The organism is Delftia lacustris, assembly GCF_040267515.1.
Classification (GTDB): domain Bacteria; phylum Pseudomonadota; class Gammaproteobacteria; order Burkholderiales; family Burkholderiaceae_C; genus Comamonas; species Comamonas tsuruhatensis.
Genome location: NZ_CP141274.1, coordinates 5,153,557 through 5,170,348 on the forward strand (window position 1 = coordinate 5,153,557; position 16,792 = coordinate 5,170,348).

The following is a 16,792-nucleotide window of genomic DNA, read 5'->3' on the forward strand; positions in this document are numbered from 1 at the left end:
GGGCCCGGGCCGCCTGGCCGCAAGCCCGCAAAGGCGCCATTGTGCGCCTTTTGACCGCGTCTTGCAGAAAGCTGACGCACCGCTTTCCAAGCCGCACAGGACATGCCGGCACGCGAGGGCACAATGCATGCCATGACGCAACCCAAACCTCTTCCGGCGTTGAACCGGCAGTTCGTCTCGCACTTCGGCGAGATGGGCAGCCGCTGGGGCATCAACCGCACGGTAGGCCAGATCTACGCTCTGCTGTTTCTTTCGCCCGAGCCGCTCAATGCCGACCAGATCGCCGAGACGCTGGAGTTCTCGCGCTCCAACGTGAGCATGGGGCTCAAGGAATTGCAGGCCTGGCGCCTGGTGCAATTGCGCCACCAGCCCGGCGACCGGCGCGAGTATTTCGAGGCGCCGCAGGATGTCTGGGAAATCTTCCGCCGCCTGGCCGAGGAACGCCGCCGCCGCGAGATCGAGCCCACCCAGTCCATGCTGCGCGCCGCCATGCTGGAGGAAGTCACCACCGAAGAGGAACGCTACGCCCAGCAGCGCATGCGCGACATGTACGAGCTGATCGACCGGCTCATGAACTGGTTCGACGACGTGCAGCGCCTGTCGCCCGAGACCGCCATGCAGCTCATGGGCATGGGCACGGCCGTGACGCGGCTGCTGGATCTGAAGGACCGCATCACGGGCGGCAAGGGCCGCGCCAAGGCGGATGACACCGACGATTGAACCTGGCAAGCCTGCGTACAAAAATGAGCTCCCGAGGGAGCTCATCGTATTTACAGCAATGCTTCATTGGCGGTAAGCGCGTGCAAAAACTGGCGTAGCCCAAAGCGAGGGACACCGAGCAAGGGCCGCCCCCGCAGCGAGGGTGTCGTCCCCCTCCCGAAGAGAGAGGGGGAAGGCGCGAAGCGCCTCAGGGGGAGCTTTATTTCTCCCGGGCCAGGAGTTCGCGGCGCGTGGCCTCGTCGTCCATCAGTTCGTACCACATCGCGTTGAGCACCGCGAAGGCGGCCGCCAGCGGCAGGCCGAGCAACCAGGCGAAGTACCACATGGTGTTGTGTCCTTTCTTGACGTTGAATGTCGTTGCTTGATTCGGTGGATCAGTACGAGTGGCCGCGGCCCTCGATGATGGCCATCGGGTCGACCTTGCCGCGCAGCACGCTGTAGACCCAGCTGGTGTAGGCCACGATGAGGGGCACGAAGATCAGCGCGCACACCAGCATGATGAACAGCGTCACATGGCTGGACGAAGAGTCCCAGACCGTGAGGCTGTGCTGCGGGTTCAGCGAAGAGGGCAGGATGAACGGGAACATGGACGCCCCCACGCTGGCGATGATGCCGGCAATGCCCAGGCCGCTGGACAGCAGGGCCAACCACTCGCGGCGCAGCCACAGGCCCAGCGCCGCCAGCAGCGGCATCAGCAGGCCGATGGCCGGCACGGCCCAGAGCACGGGCCGGGCCTGGTAGTTGGCAAACCAGGCGCCCGCCTGCAGCGCAGCCGTCTTGAACAGCGGGTTGGACGGTCCGGTGGTGTTGACCTCGCTGGTGATGCGGTAGCCGTTGAGCGCGGCCAGCCACACGCCGGCCGCCGCGAACAGCACCGTGGTGGCGACGGCCGCCACCATGCCGAGGCGGCGCGCGCGCGCGGCCACATCGCCCTCGGTCTTGAACACCAGCCAGGACGCACCATGCATGAGCAGCATGCACAGCGAGACCAGGCCGGCCAGCAGCGCAAACGGGTTGAGCAGGCCGAAGAACGTGCCCTCGTAGTAGATGCGCATGTCGGGCGCCAGGCGGAAGGGCACGCCCTGCAGCACATTGCCCAGGGCCACGCCGAAGATCAGCGCGGGCACCACGCCGGCCATGCACAGCACGGCATCCCAGCGCGCGCGCCAGGCCGGCTCCTCGCGCTTGCTGCGGAACTTGAAGGCCACGGGCCGCAGGATCAGCGCCACCAGGGCCGCGAACATGGCCAGGTAAAAGCCCGAGAACGAGACCGCGTACAGCTGCGGCCAGGCCGCAAAGATGGCGCCGCCGCCCAGGATGAGCCAGACCTGGTTGCCTTCCCAGACCGGGCCCAGAGAGTTGATGACGACGCGGCGCTCCACGTCGGTCCTGGCCGCCAGCGGCAGCAGCGCGGCAGCGCCCAGGTCAAAGCCATCGGTGACGGCAAAGGCGATGAGCAGCACGCCCAGCAGGCCCCACCACAGCAGGCGCAGGACGTCGTAGCTGATCAGTTCGTGAAGAATCATGGTGACAATCTCCCTTGGTCATTGCCCGCGGGCGAGTTTTTGCATCAGAGGGAAGTAGGTGGTCAGGTGCGGTGCGCTTTCCTCCTGCGGTCCCTTGCGGATGGCCTTCACCATGAGCTTCATCTCGATGACGAAGAGCACGGAGTAGATGGCGATGAAGCCTGCAATCGTCAGCAGCAGCGTGCCCGCGCCCAGGTTGGAGACGGCCAGCGCCGTGGGCAGCACGCCTTCGATGATCCAGGGCTGGCGGCCCACCTCGGCCACGATCCAGCCGCACTCGGCCGCAATCCAAGGCAGGGGAATGGCGATCACGGCCAGCTTGAGCATCCACGGATGGGCGTCCAGCCTGCGCCGCACCGACAGCCAGAAGAAGGCCGCCGTGAGCGCGATGAAGAACATGCCCAGGCCCACCATGATGCGGAAGGCCCAGAACAGCGGCCCCACGGCCGGCACGGTGTCCCAGGCGGCCTGGGCGATCTGCGCGTCCGTGGCCTGGCGCGGGTCGTCCACGTAGCGCTTGAGCAGCAGCGCGTAGCCCAGTTGCCCGCCCTTGTCCTCGAAGACGGCCTTGGCCTCGGCCGGCACCTGGCCCGTGGGGCCGGCGGCGCGGATGGCCTCCAGCGCGCCATAGGCCTCGATGCCGTTGCGGATGTACTGCTCGGTGCGCTGGACCAGGTCGTTGATGCCGGGGATCTCGGTGGTCAGCGAGCGCGTGCCGATCAGGCCCATGACCCAGGGAATGTGAACGGCGTAGTGCGTCTCCCGTGCGGCCTTGTTGGGAAAGCCGAAGGCCGTGAAGGCGGCCGGTGCGGGCTCGGTGTCCCACATGGCCTCGATGGCGGCCAGCTTCATCTTCTGGTGCTCCGACGACAGGTAGCCGCTTTCATCGCCCAGCACCACCACCGACAGCGCGGCGGCCAGGCCGAACGAGGTGGCCACCGTCATGGAGCGGCGCGCCAGCTGGACGTGCCGGCCCTTGAGCAGATACCAGGCCGAGACGCCCAGCACGAAGATGGCCGCCGTCACATAGCCTGCCGAGACCGTGTGCACGAACTTGGCCTGGGCCACGGGGTTGGTCAGCACCGCGAAGAAGTCGGTGACCTCCATGCGCATGGTCTGCGGGTTGAACGCCGCGCCCACGGGGTTTTGCATCCAGCCGTTGGCGATCAGGATCCACAGCGCCGAGAAGTTCGAGCCCAGGGCCACGCACCAGGTGGTCACCAGATGGCCGACCTTGCTCAGGCGGTCCCAGCCGAAGAAGAACAGCCCCACGAAGGTGGCTTCCAGGAAGAAGGCCATCAGCCCCTCGATGGCCAGCGGCGCGCCGAAGATGTCGCCCACGTAGTGGCTGTAGTAGCTCCAGTTCATGCCGAACTGGAACTCCATCACGATGCCCGTGGCCACGCCCATGGCGAAGTTGATGCCGAACAACGTGCCCCAGAACTTCGTCATGTCGCGCCAGATGGTGCGGCCCGTCATCACGAAGACGGTCTCCATGATGGCGATGATCACGGCCAGGCCGATGGTCAGCGGCACGAACAGGAAGTGGTAGAGCGCCGTTACCGCGAACTGCAGCCGCGATAGATCGACGATGTCGAGGTCCATGGTGAGATCCTTTCTCTCGGGGTACTTGGTGAAATCCTTGATCAGCCGTCCTGCCGCAGGCGCGCCAGGGCCGCCTCGAACGGCGGTGTGCCGCGCAGCGCCTCGGACACCACGCGGCCCTGCTCCACCCACAGCAGCCGGTCGGCCAGTTGCGCCTCCCGCAGCTTGTGGGTGGCCAGCACCAGGGTGCGGCCCCGGGCTGCACTGTCCAGCCGCACCAGCAGGTCGGCGGCCGTGCGTGCATCCAGGCCTTCGGTCACTTCGTCCAGCAGCCAGCAGCGCGCGGGGCTCAGCAGCAGCCGCGCCAGCGCCAGGCGCCGTGCCTGGCCGCCGGACAGGCCCAGCCCGCCCTCGCCCAGCCGCGTGTCCAGGCCCTGCGCCATGGCGCGCACATCGCCGGCCAGCCCGGCGACTTCCAGCGCCGCCCACAGCGTGTCCTCGGCGGCCTGGGGGCAGGCCAGCAAAAGGTTGTCGCGCAGGCTGTCCTCGAACAGTTCGGTGCGCTGCGTCATCCAGGTGCAGCGCCGGGCACGCACGGCGCCGGCCAGCGGCTGGAGCTCGCCGGCCATCAGGGACAGCAGCGTGGTCTTGCCCGCGCCGCTGGCGCCCAGCAGGGCGACACGCTCGCCTTCGGCGATACGGATGTCCTGGACCAGCACGGCGGCACGGGGTGCCACGACCTGCTCCAGCTCAACCGCCAAGCCCTGCCTGGGCACAGCCGGTTCGCAGGCGCCTTGCGCAGCGCCATCGCGCAGGGCGGGCGCCAGCCGGCGCGCGGCCAGCCAGCTGCGGCCGGCCTCCAGCGCGCCACGGCGCAATGCCGCAAAGGGCTCCATGGCCGTCAGCGCCAGCAACAGGGCCAGCGCAGCCACGGGGGCGCCCAGCAGGCCGGCCTCGGCCAGCCAGCCTACGCCCAGCAGCACACCGGCCAGGGCCAGGGCGCCGCACAGGCCTTGCACGAAGGAAGTTCGGGCCTCCAGGCCGTGGAGTGCGGCGTCGGCCTCGGCCACGCGGGCGTCCAGGGCGGCAATGCGTTCGCAATGCGCGGCCAGGGTGCCGGCCATGGCCAGCTCCGCCTGCCCGGCCACCAGGTCGGCCGTGCGGGCGCGCAGGGACTCCAGCGCCAGCGCGCGGCGCACGGCGGGCCGGCGCGCACTGCGGGCCAGCCACAGGGCGCTGCCCAGGCCCGTGGCCAGCAGCCACGCAGCCAAGGCCAGGCCCAGCCACCAGCGCATCAGTCCCAGCGCAAGGGCGGCCACCAGCGTGGCACCCGTGGCGGCCAGCAAGGGCACGAACAGGCGCAGGTACAGGCTGTCCAGCGCATCCACGTCGGCCGTCAGCCGCTGCAGCAGGCGTGCGGGCCGCAGGCGCAGGCTCAGGGCGGCGGCGGGAGTGGCCCAGCTGCGCAGCAGCCGCTCGCGCAGGGCGGCCAGCACGGCCAGGGTGGCGTCATGGGTGACCAGCCGTTCGGCATAGCGGGTGCCCGTGCGGCCCAGGGCCAGCAGGCGGATGCCGGCCGAGGGCATGAAGACGTCGAAGACGATGGCCGTGGCCGGCACCAGCCCGGCCAGCGCCGTGGCCGTGATGAACCAGCCCGACAGGCCCAGCAGCGCCATGCCCATGAGCACCGTGAGCAGGGCCAGCAGCGCGCCGCCCAGCCACAGGCGGCGGGGCGCCATGCGCGCCAGGGCGGCAAGCACGGGCCGGAGGGTGGAGCGGGGCTTCATGCGGCCAGCTCCTGCGGGGCGGCATGGCCCGCCAGCTCCACCACGCGGTGCATGGCGGCGGCCAGCTCGGCATCGTGGGTGGCGACGATCAGCGTGCGCCCGCGTGCCAGTTGCAGCAGGGCATCGGTGACCTGGGCGGCCGTGGCCGGGTCCAGGTGGGCCGTGGGTTCATCGACCAGCAGCAGGCCTGCATCGCGCGACAGGGCCAGGCGCGCCAGTGCCAGGCGCACGATCTCCCCGCCCGACAGGCCGGCTCCGCCCTCGCCCAGCGTAGCGCCGGGCCGGGTCTCGGCCAGCTTGCCCAGACCGGCCAGCCGCAGGGCCTGGCGCAGTTCGCCGAAGGTGAATCCCGCGCGGCCCAGCCGGAGGTTTTCGGCCACCGAGCCGGCGAACACATGCGGGCTCTGCCCCATCCAGGCCATGCGCGCGCGCAGCCGGCCGGCCGATTCGCCGTCGAGCAGCTGGCCGTCGATATGGATGCGCCCAGGCTCGGCCACCGGCAGCAGGCCAGCAATCTGCGCCAGCAACAGCGACTTGCCGCTGCCGCTGGGGCTCCACAGCGCCACATGCTCGCCAGGCCGCACGTCCAGCGTGAGCGCCGGCAGCGTGACCGCGCCGCCTGGCGCCTGGGGCCGCACCTGCTCCAGGTGCAGGGCGCAGGCCTGGCCGGCCGCCCTGCCGGGCGCACTCAGCGCGCCGGGCAGCGGCTGCGCATCGCGGCCCAGCTCGCCCAGGGCCTGCAGTGCGGCCTCGCCGCTGGCACGGTCGTGCCAGACGGCAGACAGCTCACGCAGGGGATCGAAGAAGCTGGGCGCCAGCAGCAGCACGAACAGCGCCTGGCCCAGGCTCAGTGTCTGGCCCCAGCTGCCAAAGGGCAGATGGCCCAGCAGGTGAAAGCCCACGTACACGGCCACCATGGCCACGCCCAGGGCCGAGAACAGCTCCAGCACCGCAGAGGACAGAAAGGCGATGCGCAGCACGCGCATGCTGCGTTCGCGCAGGGATTCGGCATTGGCGCGCAGCCGCTGCGCCGTGGCATCCACCGCGCCCAGGGAGCGCAGGGTGGACAGGCCGCGCAGGCGGTCGAGCAGGAAGGCGTTCATGCCGCCCAGCTCCACCATCTGCGCCTGGCTGGCCGCCTTGGCGCGCCAGCCGACGATGGCCATGAACAGCGGGATCAGCGGCGCGGCCACCACCAGGATCAGCGCCACCACCCAGCTCTGGCTGGCCACGGCCAGCGCAATCACCAGCGGCACGGTGCGCACGCGCCACATGGCGGTCTGGTAGCGCGACAGCCAGGGCACGATGGCCTCGGCCTGCTCGGCCATGGCGCTGGCCGCCTGGCCCGAGGCCGCGCGCTGGCGGTCCAGCGGCGAGGTGCCCGCCAGCGTGCGCAGCACCTGCGCGCGCAGCGCGCTCACCAGGCTGCGTGCCTGCAGATTGGCGCGGCGTGTGCCGCTGGCATCGCACCAGGCGCGCAACCCGCCCAGCAGTGCCACGCCGGCCGCGAGCTGCCACATTGGCCACAGCGGCTCTCTGCCCGCGCCATCGGCCATGGACTGCACGGCCAACGCCAGCAGCAGCGCCTGGGGCAGCCACAGCAGCGAGGCCAGCACCAGGCGCCCCGTACCCGCCATCGGACGACGCGCCAGCTGGTGGAACTCAGGCAATGACGGGGTACAAGGTTTGTTCATTTATTCTGTAATTTCAGTATTTACTGAAATTACGCAAAGAATTCTAAACAAACTTGCTCCAGGCAAGTCGCTCGTAGGGGGAAGCCGAGTGAAGCAGTCAAGCGTGCGCAAGGGGTTTTGCGCAAACAACTTCGAGGACCGGACCCGCACAGCGTGGGTAATACCCAAAGAAAACGGCGCCCGAAGGCGCCGTCTGGCAGAGTAGGAGAAGAGCCCGTCCTGGGCTCTGCCGACCTTACGGGGTGGACAGCAGGCGGTCGCGCGCCTGGTTGTATTCACGCTTGAGACGCTCCACCAGCTCGCCCGCACCCGTGACTTCGCGAATGGCGCCAATGCCCTGGCCGCAGCCCCAGATGTCCTTCCAGGCCTTCTTGGCGTCGCCGCCGAAGTTCATCTTGCTGGGGTCCGACTCGGGCAGGTTGTCGGGGTCCAGGCCAGCCGCGCGGATGGACGGCGCCAGGTAGTTGCCGTGCACGCCCGTGAACAGGTTGCTGTAGACGATGTCGTCGGACGTGCCGTCCACGATGGCCTGCTTGTAGGCGTCGTGCGCACGCGCCTCATGCGTGGCGATGAAGGCCGAGCCGATATAGGCGAAGTCCGCACCCATGGCCTGGGCCGCGAGGATGGCACCGCCCGAGGCGATGGAGCCCGACAGCGCCACGGGGCCGTCGAACCATTCGCGGATCTCCTGGATCAGCGCGAACGGGCTCTTGACACCCGCATGGCCTCCCGCGCCCGCCGCCACGGCAATCAGGCCGTCGGCCCCCTTTTCGATGGCCTTGTGCGCGAACTTGTTGTTGATGATGTCGTGCAGCACCACGCCGCCCCAGCTGTGCACGGCCTGGTTCACGTCCTCGCGCGCACCCAGGCTGGTGATGACGATGGGCACCTTGTACTTGGCGCACATCTGCATGTCGTGCTCGAGCCGGTCATTGCTCTTGTGCACGATCTGGTTGATGGCGAACGGCGCCGAGGGCCGGTCCGGATGGGCCTTGTCCCAGGCGGCCAGGGTCTCGGTGATCTCGGCCAGCCAGTCTTCGAGCTGCTCGGCCGGGCGCGCGTTGAGCGCGGGCATGGAACCCACGATGCCGGCCTGGCACTGGGCGATCACGAGCTTGGGGTTGCTGATGATGAACAGCGGCGAGCCGATCACTGGCAGGGCCAGTTTCTTCAGCGCCGGGGGAAGCTTGGACATGCGTTGTCTCCGTTGGTTCTCGGTATCTCTGTCTGCTGTCTGCGTTGTGCCTTGCGGGAGCGCCGGGTCAGAAGGCGTCCATGGGCAGTGCCATCACGCTGCCTGCGCCGTGCACGATGGCATCGCGCAGGCCCGCCGCCTTGACGAGGATGTGCTCGGCATAAAAGCGCGCCGTCGCAATCTTCGCGCGCATGAAGGCCTCGTCCTGTCCCTTGTGCAACAGCTGCTCGGCCGCCAGCAGGGCGCGGCCCATCTGCCAGCCTGCGACGAGGTTGCCCGCCAGCATCAGGTAGGGAACGCTGCCGGCGTACACGGCATTGGGCTCGGCCTTGGCCTGGCCCGAGACGAAGTGCACCGCCTCCACGAAGGCCTGGCGCGCGGCGGCCAGCTGGCGGGCCACGGCCAGTGCCTCGGGCGTGCCGCTGGCGGCCAGCTCGGCCTCGGTCTTCTCGATCTGGCCCGCAATGGCCAGCGCGGTCTGGCCGCCATCGCGCGCCGTCTTGCGGCCCACCAGGTCATTGGCCTGGATGGCGGTCGTGCCTTCGTAGATGGTCAGGATCTTGGCGTCGCGGTAGTACTGGGCGGCGCCCGTCTCCTCGATGAAGCCCATGCCGCCGTGCACCTGAACGCCCAGGCTGGTGACTTCCAGGCTCATCTCGGTGCTGTAGCCCTTGACCAGGGGAACCATGAATTCATAGAAGGCCGCATTGGCCTCGCGCACCTGGGCATCGGCATGGTGGTGGGCTGCGTCGTAGGCCGCGGCGGCCGTGGCCGCCATGGCGCGGCAGCCCTCGGTGTAGGCGCGCATGGTCATGAGCATGCGGCGCACATCGGGGTGGTGGATGATGGTGGCGCTGGCCTTGACGCTGCCGTCCACGGGGCGGCTTTGCACGCGCTCGCGGGCATAGGCCACGGCATGCTGGTAGGAGCGCTCGGCCACGGCAATGCCCTGCACGCCCACGGCGTAGCGGGCCGCGTTCATCATGATGAACATGTATTCGAGGCCACGGTTTTCCTCGCCCACCAGGTAACCGATGGAGCCCCCGTTGTCGCCGTACTGCAGCACGGCCGTGGGCGAGGCCTTGATGCCCATCTTGTGCTCGATGCTCACGCAGTGCACATCGTTGCGCGCGCCCAGCGAGCCATCCTTGTTGACCAGGAACTTGGGCACCACGAACAGGCTGATGCCCTTGACGCCCTCGGGCGCCCCGGCCACGCGGGCCAGCACCAGATGGACGATGTTCTCGGCCATGTCGTGCTCGCCATAGGTGATGAAGATCTTGGTGCCGAAGACCTTGTAGCTGCCATCGGGCTGCGGCTCGGCCTTGGTACGCACCAGGGCCAGGTCGGAGCCGGCCTGGGGCTCGGTCAGGTTCATGGTGCCGGTCCACTCGCCGGTCACCAGCTTCTCGAGATAGGTGGCCTTGAGCTCATCGCTGCCCGCCGTCAGCAGAGCCTCGATGGCGCCGTCGGTCAGCAACGGGCACAAAGCGAAGCTCAGGTTGGCGCTGTTGAGCATTTCCACGCAGGCCGCGCCAATCGTCTTGGGCAGGCCCTGGCCGCCAAAATCCTGCGGATGCTGCAGGCCCTGCCAGCCGCCTTCGGCGTACTGGCGAAAGGCTTGCTTGAAGCCCGCCGTGGTGGTGACCACGCCGTCCTTGAGGCTGGAAGGCGCCACGTCGCCCGGCAGGTTCAGCGGCGCCACCACGCCTTCGCACAGCTTGGCGCATTCCTCCAGCACGGCCTGGGCGGTCTCGAGGCCAGCCTCCTCGAAACCGGGCAACTGTGCCACCTGGTCGATCTGCGCCAGATGCTCCATGGCGAACAGCATGTCTTTGAGGGGAGCCGAGTAAGTCATTGTTGAACCTTCCTGAACAGAGCCTGGACCGCCGGCGCGCAGCGCGCGGCGACCTGGGACAGCGGGCGCGCCGCCACGGCACTACTGCATTGCTGCGTTATTGCGTGACGCGACCCGATGCGTTGACGATGGACAAATCCACGAATTTCGAGCCCGCCTGCGAGCCCGGACGATAGGTAACCCAGTAGCCGCCCAGATCGAAGGCGTCCAGGCCGCGCAGCGAAGCGGCCAGCTTCTCGCGCGTCAGCGGCTGGGTGCGGCGCATGGCCTCCACGATGACGCGGGCGTTCACATAGCCTTCCATCATGGCGTAGCTGACCGGCACGGTCAGCGACTTGCCGGCAGCGGTGGCCGCGTCCCTGAACTCCTTGTTCAGGCGCATGGTCACCTTGTAGGGACTGGGCACGACCTGGGCAATGGACAGGCCGCTCATGAACTCCACGGGCAGGCGCTTGGCCAGTTGCTCGATATCGGCTTCCGATGTCGCGTAGATCTGGGCCGTGCCGCCCGCCATGCGGTACGCCTCGACGAAGGCCGAGGTCACGGGGCTGGAGGCCACCACCATCACGGCCTGCGCCGAAGGCTGGGCCTTTTGCAACTGGGACACGGCCTTGTCCATGGCGCCCTTGCCCGTGCTCAGCGAGGCGCTGACCACCAGCTTGGCCTTGGAAGGCGCAATCGCCTTGTCCACAAGTTCAGCCACGGCCTTGGCATCCGGGCGCTCGTCATGCAGCAGGGCCAGGCGCGTGATGCCCACGGTGGCCAGGTGCGAGGCGATCTTGGCCATTTCCTCGGGCAGGTTGGCGCGCGTGCTGAAGATCTGGGGATGGCTCAGCACACGCGTGTCCGTGCTCTGGTAACCCACCAGGGAGATCTGGGACTGGTCGAGCAGCTTGCTGTCCAGCAGCGAAGCCATGTTGCGGTTGCCGAAGTAGCCGGCCAGCACCACGGGCTTGGACTCGTCCAGCAGCTTGCGGGTCTTGTCCACGGTTTCATCGGGGTGGCCCACATCGTCCACCGTGACCAGTTGCACGGGCTGGCCCTGCACGCCGCCGGCCTTGTTGATCTGGTCGAAGTACAGGCGCATGCCCTGGGCATAGGCCCGGCCCTGCGTCGCGCCGGCTCCCGACATGGGTGCCACCTGCCCCACCACCCAGGCATTGGCCTCGGCGGCCAGCGCCATGGCGCCACAGACAAAGGCCACGGCCGTGCGGGCCAGGCGCAAGCGCATCATCTTCATTTCAATCTCCCTCTCGGTTCATGCCATTGCCAGCACCCGCTGGCGCGGCCAAAGCCGTTGTTGTAGTCGTTGCCGCAAACCATGACCAGCGGGCCATCCCGGCATCCGTGACGGAAAAAGAGGGGCCTTGTGCCCCTCATTTTTCAGCTTTGGTCGCTTACAGCGCCTGCACCAGCTCGGGCACGGCCTGGAACAGGTCGGCCTCCAGGCCGTAGTCGGCCACCGAGAAGATCGGTGCCTCGGGATCCTTGTTGATCGCCACGATCACCTTGGAGTCCTTCATGCCGGCCAAGTGCTGGATGGCGCCCGAGATGCCCAGGGCAATGTACAGCTGCGGCGCGACGATCTTGCCGGTCTGGCCGACCTGCAGGTCGTTGGGCGCATAGCCCGCATCCACCGCAGCGCGCGAAGCGCCGATGGCCGCGCCCAGCTTGTCGGCCAGGGGCGTGATGACTTCCTGGAACTTCTCGCTGCTGCCCAGCGCGCGGCCGCCGGAGACGATGATCTTGGCGGCCGTCAGCTCGGGGCGGTCGCTCTTGGTCACTTCACGGCCCACGAAGCTGCTCTTGCCGCTGTCGCCAGCGGCGGCCAGCTGCTCCACCTGGGCGCTGCCGCCCGTGGTGGCCGCTGCGTCAAAGCCCGTGCCGCGCACGGTGATGACCTTGATCTTGTCGCTGCTTTGCACCGTGGCAATGGCGTTGCCTGCGTAGATGGGGCGCTCGAAGGTGTCGGCGCTGTCCACCTTGGTGATGTCGCTGATCTGGGCCACGTCCAGCTTGGCGGCCACGCGCGGCGCGGCGTTCTTGCCGCTGGCGGTGGCGGGGAACAGGATATGGCTGTAGTTCGAGGCAATCGCCAGCACTTGCGCTGCGATGTTCTCGGCGAGGCTGTCCTTCAGGCTGGCGCCGTCGGCGTGGATGACCTTGGCAACGCCAGCGATCTGGGCCGCAGCCTGCGCAGCGGCGCCGGCATTCTCGCCCGCCACCAGCACATGCACGTCGCCGCCGCAGGCCAGGGCCGCAGTGACGGTGTTGAGCGTGGCGCTCTTGATGGAAGCGTTGTCGTGTTCTGCAATAACGAGGGATGTCATGTCTGCGAATTCCTTTAGATGACCTTGGCTTCGTTCTTGAGCTTGCTGACCAGGGTCGCCACATCGGGCACCTTCACGCCAGCGCCGCGCTTGGCGGGCTCGGCCACCTTGAGCGTCTTCAGGCGCGGGGCGACATCGACGCCCAGCTCTTCAGGCTTGACGGTGTCCAGCTGCTTTTTCTTGGCCTTCATGATGTTGGGCAGCGTGACGTAGCGCGGCTCGTTCAGGCGCAAGTCGGTGGTGATGACGGCCGGCAGGCTCAGGGCCAGGGTTTCCAGGCCGCCGTCCACTTCACGGGTCACGTTGACCTTGTCGCCAGCGACTTCGACCTTGGAGGCGAAGGTGGCTTGCGGCAGGTCGGCCAGGGCCGCCAGCATCTGGCCGGTCTGGTTGGCGTCGTCGTCGATGGCCTGCTTGCCCAGGATGATCAGGCCGGGCTGCTCCTTGTCCACCAGGGCCTTGAGCAGCTTGGCGACGGCCAGGGGCTGCAGCTCCTCGGTGGTCTCCACCAGGATGCCGCGGTCGGCACCGATGGCCATGGCCGTGCGCAGGGTTTCCTGGCACTGGGCCACGCCGCAGGAGACGGCGATGACTTCGGTGGCCACGCCCTTTTCCTTGAGGCGAACGGCTTCTTCGACGGCGATTTCGTCAAAGGGGTTCATGCTCATCTTGACGTTGGCGATGTCCACGCCCGTGCCGTCCGACTTCACGCGGACCTTCACGTTGTAGTCCACCACGCGCTTGACCGGGACCAAAACCTTCATTGCAGCGGCTCCTGATTGATTGATAGATTGACGTTTACGTAAACCGAAATCATTGTATGCGGCGCTGCAGCAGCTGAGGCAGGTTTCCCTGACGGCCGAGGGCCGCATGCGCGCTCACAAAAAAGAACGATCGTGCCATTTTAAGCACGACCATTGAGATTTCCTGCAGGGGAACAGCCTGAACTCAGGGTATGCACCTAGGAATAATCCTAGCTGCTTTTCTCTGCTGCCTGGGCCGCCACGCCCCCGCGTTCGGTGATCTGCACCACCTGCCTGGGGACCGGCAGGCTCACGCCTGCGGCACGCAGGCCGCGCAGTACGGCGAGGTTGACCTCGGAGCGCACATTTCCCTGGCCATTTTGCGGGTCGTTGATGTAGTAGCTGAGACTGAACTGCAGGCCCTGCTCCACAAAGTCGACCAGAACCACCGAAGGCGCGGGCGTCTTGAGCACGCGCGGCTGCGCGGCTGCGGCTTCGAGCAGGATGCCGCGCACCTGCTCCACATCGCTGTCCATGCCCACGACGATGTTGGTGGACAGGCCGAACTTGACGTCGAATCCGGTGAGGTTCTCCACACGCTGGGTGATCAGCGTCTCGTTGGGCACGATGGATTCGCGGCCGTTGAGCGCGCGGATGATGGTGTAGCGCGTGCGGATGTCGGTGATGCGGCCCTCGAAGCCGTCCACGCGCACGTTGTCGCCGATGCGCAGCGCACGCTCGATCAGCACCAGAAAGCCGCTGACGTAGTTGGAGGCGATCTTCTGCATGCCGAAACCCAGGCCCACGCCGATGGCGCCGCCCATGACGGACAGCGCCGTCAGGTCCACGCCCACCATGGACAGCGACACCAGCAGGCCCACCAGGATCAGCACGCTGCGCGTGATGTTCATGGCCACCTTGCGCATGGACAGGTCGCTGACCCACTGGTTGATGACCTTCTGCTCGAACAGCGTGGACAGCCAGAGCACGGCCACCATCATCAGGCCCGCCGACAGCGTGCCCTCGATCAGGTTGAGCAGGCTGACCGGCGTCTTGCCGATGTTGAACTGCAGGGCCTCCAGCTCCTCCATGACCTGCGGCAGCAGGCCGATGCTGTGCAGCACGGCCGCGCCCCAGGCCAGCCAGGAGAAGATGCGCTCGATCAGGCGCACCACGGTGGAGTGGGGGAAGGTCCGGCTGAGCACCCGCGCCACGAAGCGGATCACCGACAGGGACACCAGCAGCGACACGGCCACGCGCAACCAGAACACCGTGGAAAACCGCGCCAGGATCTCCTGGCTGGTGAAGACCAGCACCAGCGCCAGCAGCGGGAACAGTGCGCCATCGAGCGCATGGCGGCCAATCCATACGGAGGGCTTGCCATCGTTCAGATGGCCGTAGCGCGCATGCAGGCCGCGCATGGCGCCGTAGGCCAGCAGCAGGCAGCCGATGAGAACGGAGAACTCCAGCCAGGCGCTGGAGCTTTGGAAGTCGTTGATGAGCTTGTCGAAGATGTCCATGGATCAGGGCCGTTCCGCCGCAAGGGCGCAGGCCGCCATCATCGCGCAGATCCAGGACAGGCCAACCGGACCGGGGCCTACATGCAGGTCGGTCAGCGGCCCGTCTTCCAGGCCGGTTCGCGCTTGGCGGCGAAGGCCTGGGCGCCCTCCTGGGCATCGGCATCCATCATGTTGGCGGCCATGGTCTGGCCGGCCAGCTGGTAGGCCGCCTCGATGCCCATCTCGCGCTGGCGGTAGACCAGGGCCTTGCCCATGGCCACGGCCGCGCGGGGCTTGCTGACGATGGACTGCACGAAGTGCTCCACCGCATCGTCCAGCGCCTCCTCGGCCACCACGCGGTTGACCAGGCCCTGGTCCAGCGCCTGCTGCGCGTCGATGAAGTCGCCCGTGAGCAGCATCTCCATGGCCTGCTTGGCCGGCACATTGCGCACCAAGGGCACGCTGGGCGTGGCACAGAACAGGCCATAGTGGATGCCACTGGTGGCAAAGCGCGCCGCCTGCGCAGCAACGGCCAGATCGCACTGGGCCACGAGCTGGCAGCCCGCCGCCGTGGCAATGCCGTGCACGCGCGCAATCACGGGCACGGGCAGCCGGTGGATGGACAGCATCATGCGGCTGCACTGGGCGAACAGCTTCTGGTAGTAGTCCAGCTGCGGATGGGCCGCCATGTCCTTGAGATTGTGTCCGGCGCAAAAGGCCTTGCCGGCTGCAGCCAGCACGACCACGCGCACCGACTCGTCACGCGCCACATCGTCCAGCGCCTGCTGCAGCTGCGTGAGCATCTGCTCGCCCAGGGCATTGAAGCGCTGCGGATCGTTGAGCGTGAGCCGCACGACGCCGCGCGCGTCGCGCTGCACGTCGAGCAGGGGGCTGGCTTCAGAAGGATGGGTGCTCGCGTTCATGGTGCTCCAGATCGGGTTCAGAGGTCGGCCAGCACGCGCACGTGCGCTTCCACGCTGCGCGCAAGCGGCCCCATCACGTAGCCGCCTTCCAGGCAGGAGACGATGCGCCCCTTGGAGAAGCGCCGCGCAATGTCCTTGATGCGCGAGGTGATCCAGGTGAAGTCCTGCTCGGTCATGCCCAGCTGGCCCATGTCGTCCTCGCGGTGGGCGTCGAAGCCGGCGCTGATGAAGATCAGCTCGGGCTTGAAGGCCTCCAGTCGCGGGATCCACATCATCTCGACGATCTCGCGGATGTCCATGCCCTTGGTATAGGCGGCCACCGGCACGTTGACCATGTTGGCGGCCGGGTGCTGGTCGCCGCTGAAGGGATAGAAGGGGTGCTGGAAGATGCCGCACATGAGCACACGGTCGTCGCCGGAGAGGATGTCCTCCGTGCCATTGCCGTGGTGCACGTCGAAATCGATCACGGCCACGCGCTTGAGGTGGTGGCGGCTGAGCGCGTACTTCACGCCCACGGCCACGTTGTTGAAGAAGCAAAAGCCCATGGCCTGGTGGCGGGTGGCATGGTGGCCGGGAGGGCGCACGGCGCAAAAGGCGTTCTCCAGCTCGCCGGCCATCACCGCATCGGTGGCCGCCAGCGCGGCACCGGCCGCATGCAGCGCGGCCGAGAAGGTGTGGCTGTTGATGGAGGTGTCGGTGTCGATCTGGGAGTACTCGGGGCCGCCGGCCTGCTGCTCCTCGATGAGGCGCTGGGTCAGGCCCTGCAGCGCGGCCACATGCATGCGGTCATGGGCCAGTTCGATGTCGGCCAGCGAGGCCTGGGGGGCCTCGTGCCGCTCCAGCGCATCGGCCACGCCGGTCACCAGCAGCCGGTCCTCGATGGCGTCCAGCCGGGCCGGGCACTCTGGGTGCCCCGGCCCCATCTCATGCCGCCAGCACTCCCTATGGGTGAAATAACCCGTCTTGCCCACA

The 16,792-nt window shown here is 67.8% G+C and carries 14 protein-coding genes; 1 reads left to right on the plus strand and 13 read right to left on the minus strand.

Annotated features, from left to right (window positions below):
• Positions 1–123 precede the first annotated feature (123 nt).
• A complete protein-coding gene (locus tag U6958_RS25120; protein WP_026062606.1) occupies positions 124–720 on the plus strand; it encodes a GbsR/MarR family transcriptional regulator in 597 nt (198 codons plus the stop codon).
• A 199-nt stretch (positions 721–919) separates the two neighbouring features.
• On the opposite strand, the gene cydX is transcribed toward U6958_RS25120, so the two are convergent.
• From cydX to U6958_RS25185, 13 genes are all read right to left on the minus strand, one after another.
• Complete coding sequence (gene cydX, locus U6958_RS25125) at positions 920–1,045, minus strand: cytochrome bd-I oxidase subunit CydX (protein WP_012204319.1); 126 nt, start codon at positions 1,043–1,045, stop codon at positions 920–922.
• A gap of 49 nt (positions 1,046–1,094) precedes the next feature.
• The gene (cydB, locus tag U6958_RS25130; protein ID WP_016450182.1) at positions 1,095–2,246 is read right to left on the minus strand and encodes a cytochrome d ubiquinol oxidase subunit II; all 1,152 of its coding nucleotides are present in this window, start codon (positions 2,244–2,246) and stop codon (positions 1,095–1,097) included.
• Between the two features lie 18 nt (positions 2,247–2,264).
• Positions 2,265–3,851 (minus strand): cytochrome ubiquinol oxidase subunit I, encoded by a 1,587-nt coding sequence (locus tag U6958_RS25135; protein WP_074923090.1) that lies wholly within the window; start codon positions 3,849–3,851, stop codon positions 2,265–2,267.
• A 41-nt stretch (positions 3,852–3,892) separates the two neighbouring features.
• Positions 3,893–5,578, minus strand: a complete 1,686-nt coding sequence (locus U6958_RS25140; protein ID WP_074923089.1) for an amino acid ABC transporter ATP-binding/permease protein — start codon at positions 5,576–5,578, stop codon at positions 3,893–3,895.
• Positions 5,575–7,215, minus strand: a complete 1,641-nt coding sequence (cydD, locus tag U6958_RS25145) for a thiol reductant ABC exporter subunit CydD (protein WP_074923088.1) — start codon at positions 7,213–7,215, stop codon at positions 5,575–5,577. Before cydD ends, U6958_RS25140 begins: the two co-directional genes overlap by 4 nt.
• Positions 7,216–7,507: 292 nt before the next feature.
• Positions 7,508–8,467: a nitronate monooxygenase family protein gene (locus U6958_RS25150; RefSeq protein WP_012204314.1), complete on the minus strand. Its 960-nt coding sequence runs from the start codon at positions 8,465–8,467 to the stop codon at positions 7,508–7,510.
• Between the two features lie 67 nt (positions 8,468–8,534).
• Positions 8,535–10,325 carry an acyl-CoA dehydrogenase gene (locus U6958_RS25155; RefSeq protein WP_074923087.1) on the minus strand — a complete coding sequence of 597 codons (1,791 nt, stop codon included), beginning with the start codon at positions 10,323–10,325 and terminating at the stop codon, positions 8,535–8,537.
• Positions 10,326–10,422: 97 nt separating this feature from the next.
• Complete coding sequence (locus tag U6958_RS25160; RefSeq protein ID WP_016450177.1) at positions 10,423–11,565, minus strand: ABC transporter substrate-binding protein; 1,143 nt, start codon at positions 11,563–11,565, stop codon at positions 10,423–10,425.
• A gap of 157 nt (positions 11,566–11,722) precedes the next feature.
• A complete protein-coding gene (locus U6958_RS25165; protein WP_198129397.1) occupies positions 11,723–12,655 on the minus strand; it encodes an electron transfer flavoprotein subunit alpha/FixB family protein in 933 nt (310 codons plus the stop codon).
• Between the two features lie 14 nt (positions 12,656–12,669).
• Complete coding sequence (locus U6958_RS25170; protein ID WP_012204310.1) at positions 12,670–13,419, minus strand: electron transfer flavoprotein subunit beta/FixA family protein; 750 nt, start codon at positions 13,417–13,419, stop codon at positions 12,670–12,672.
• 209 nt (positions 13,420–13,628) lie between these two features.
• Positions 13,629–14,918 (minus strand): mechanosensitive ion channel family protein, encoded by a 1,290-nt coding sequence (locus U6958_RS25175; RefSeq protein WP_074923132.1) that lies wholly within the window; start codon positions 14,916–14,918, stop codon positions 13,629–13,631.
• Positions 14,919–15,010: 92 nt separating this feature from the next.
• Positions 15,011–15,820: an enoyl-CoA hydratase gene (locus U6958_RS25180; protein ID WP_016449704.1), complete on the minus strand. Its 810-nt coding sequence runs from the start codon at positions 15,818–15,820 to the stop codon at positions 15,011–15,013.
• 17 nt (positions 15,821–15,837) lie between these two features.
• The gene (locus tag U6958_RS25185) at positions 15,838–16,743 is read right to left on the minus strand and encodes a histone deacetylase family protein (RefSeq protein WP_017406772.1); all 906 of its coding nucleotides are present in this window, start codon (positions 16,741–16,743) and stop codon (positions 15,838–15,840) included.
• Positions 16,744–16,792: the final 49 nt, after the last annotated feature.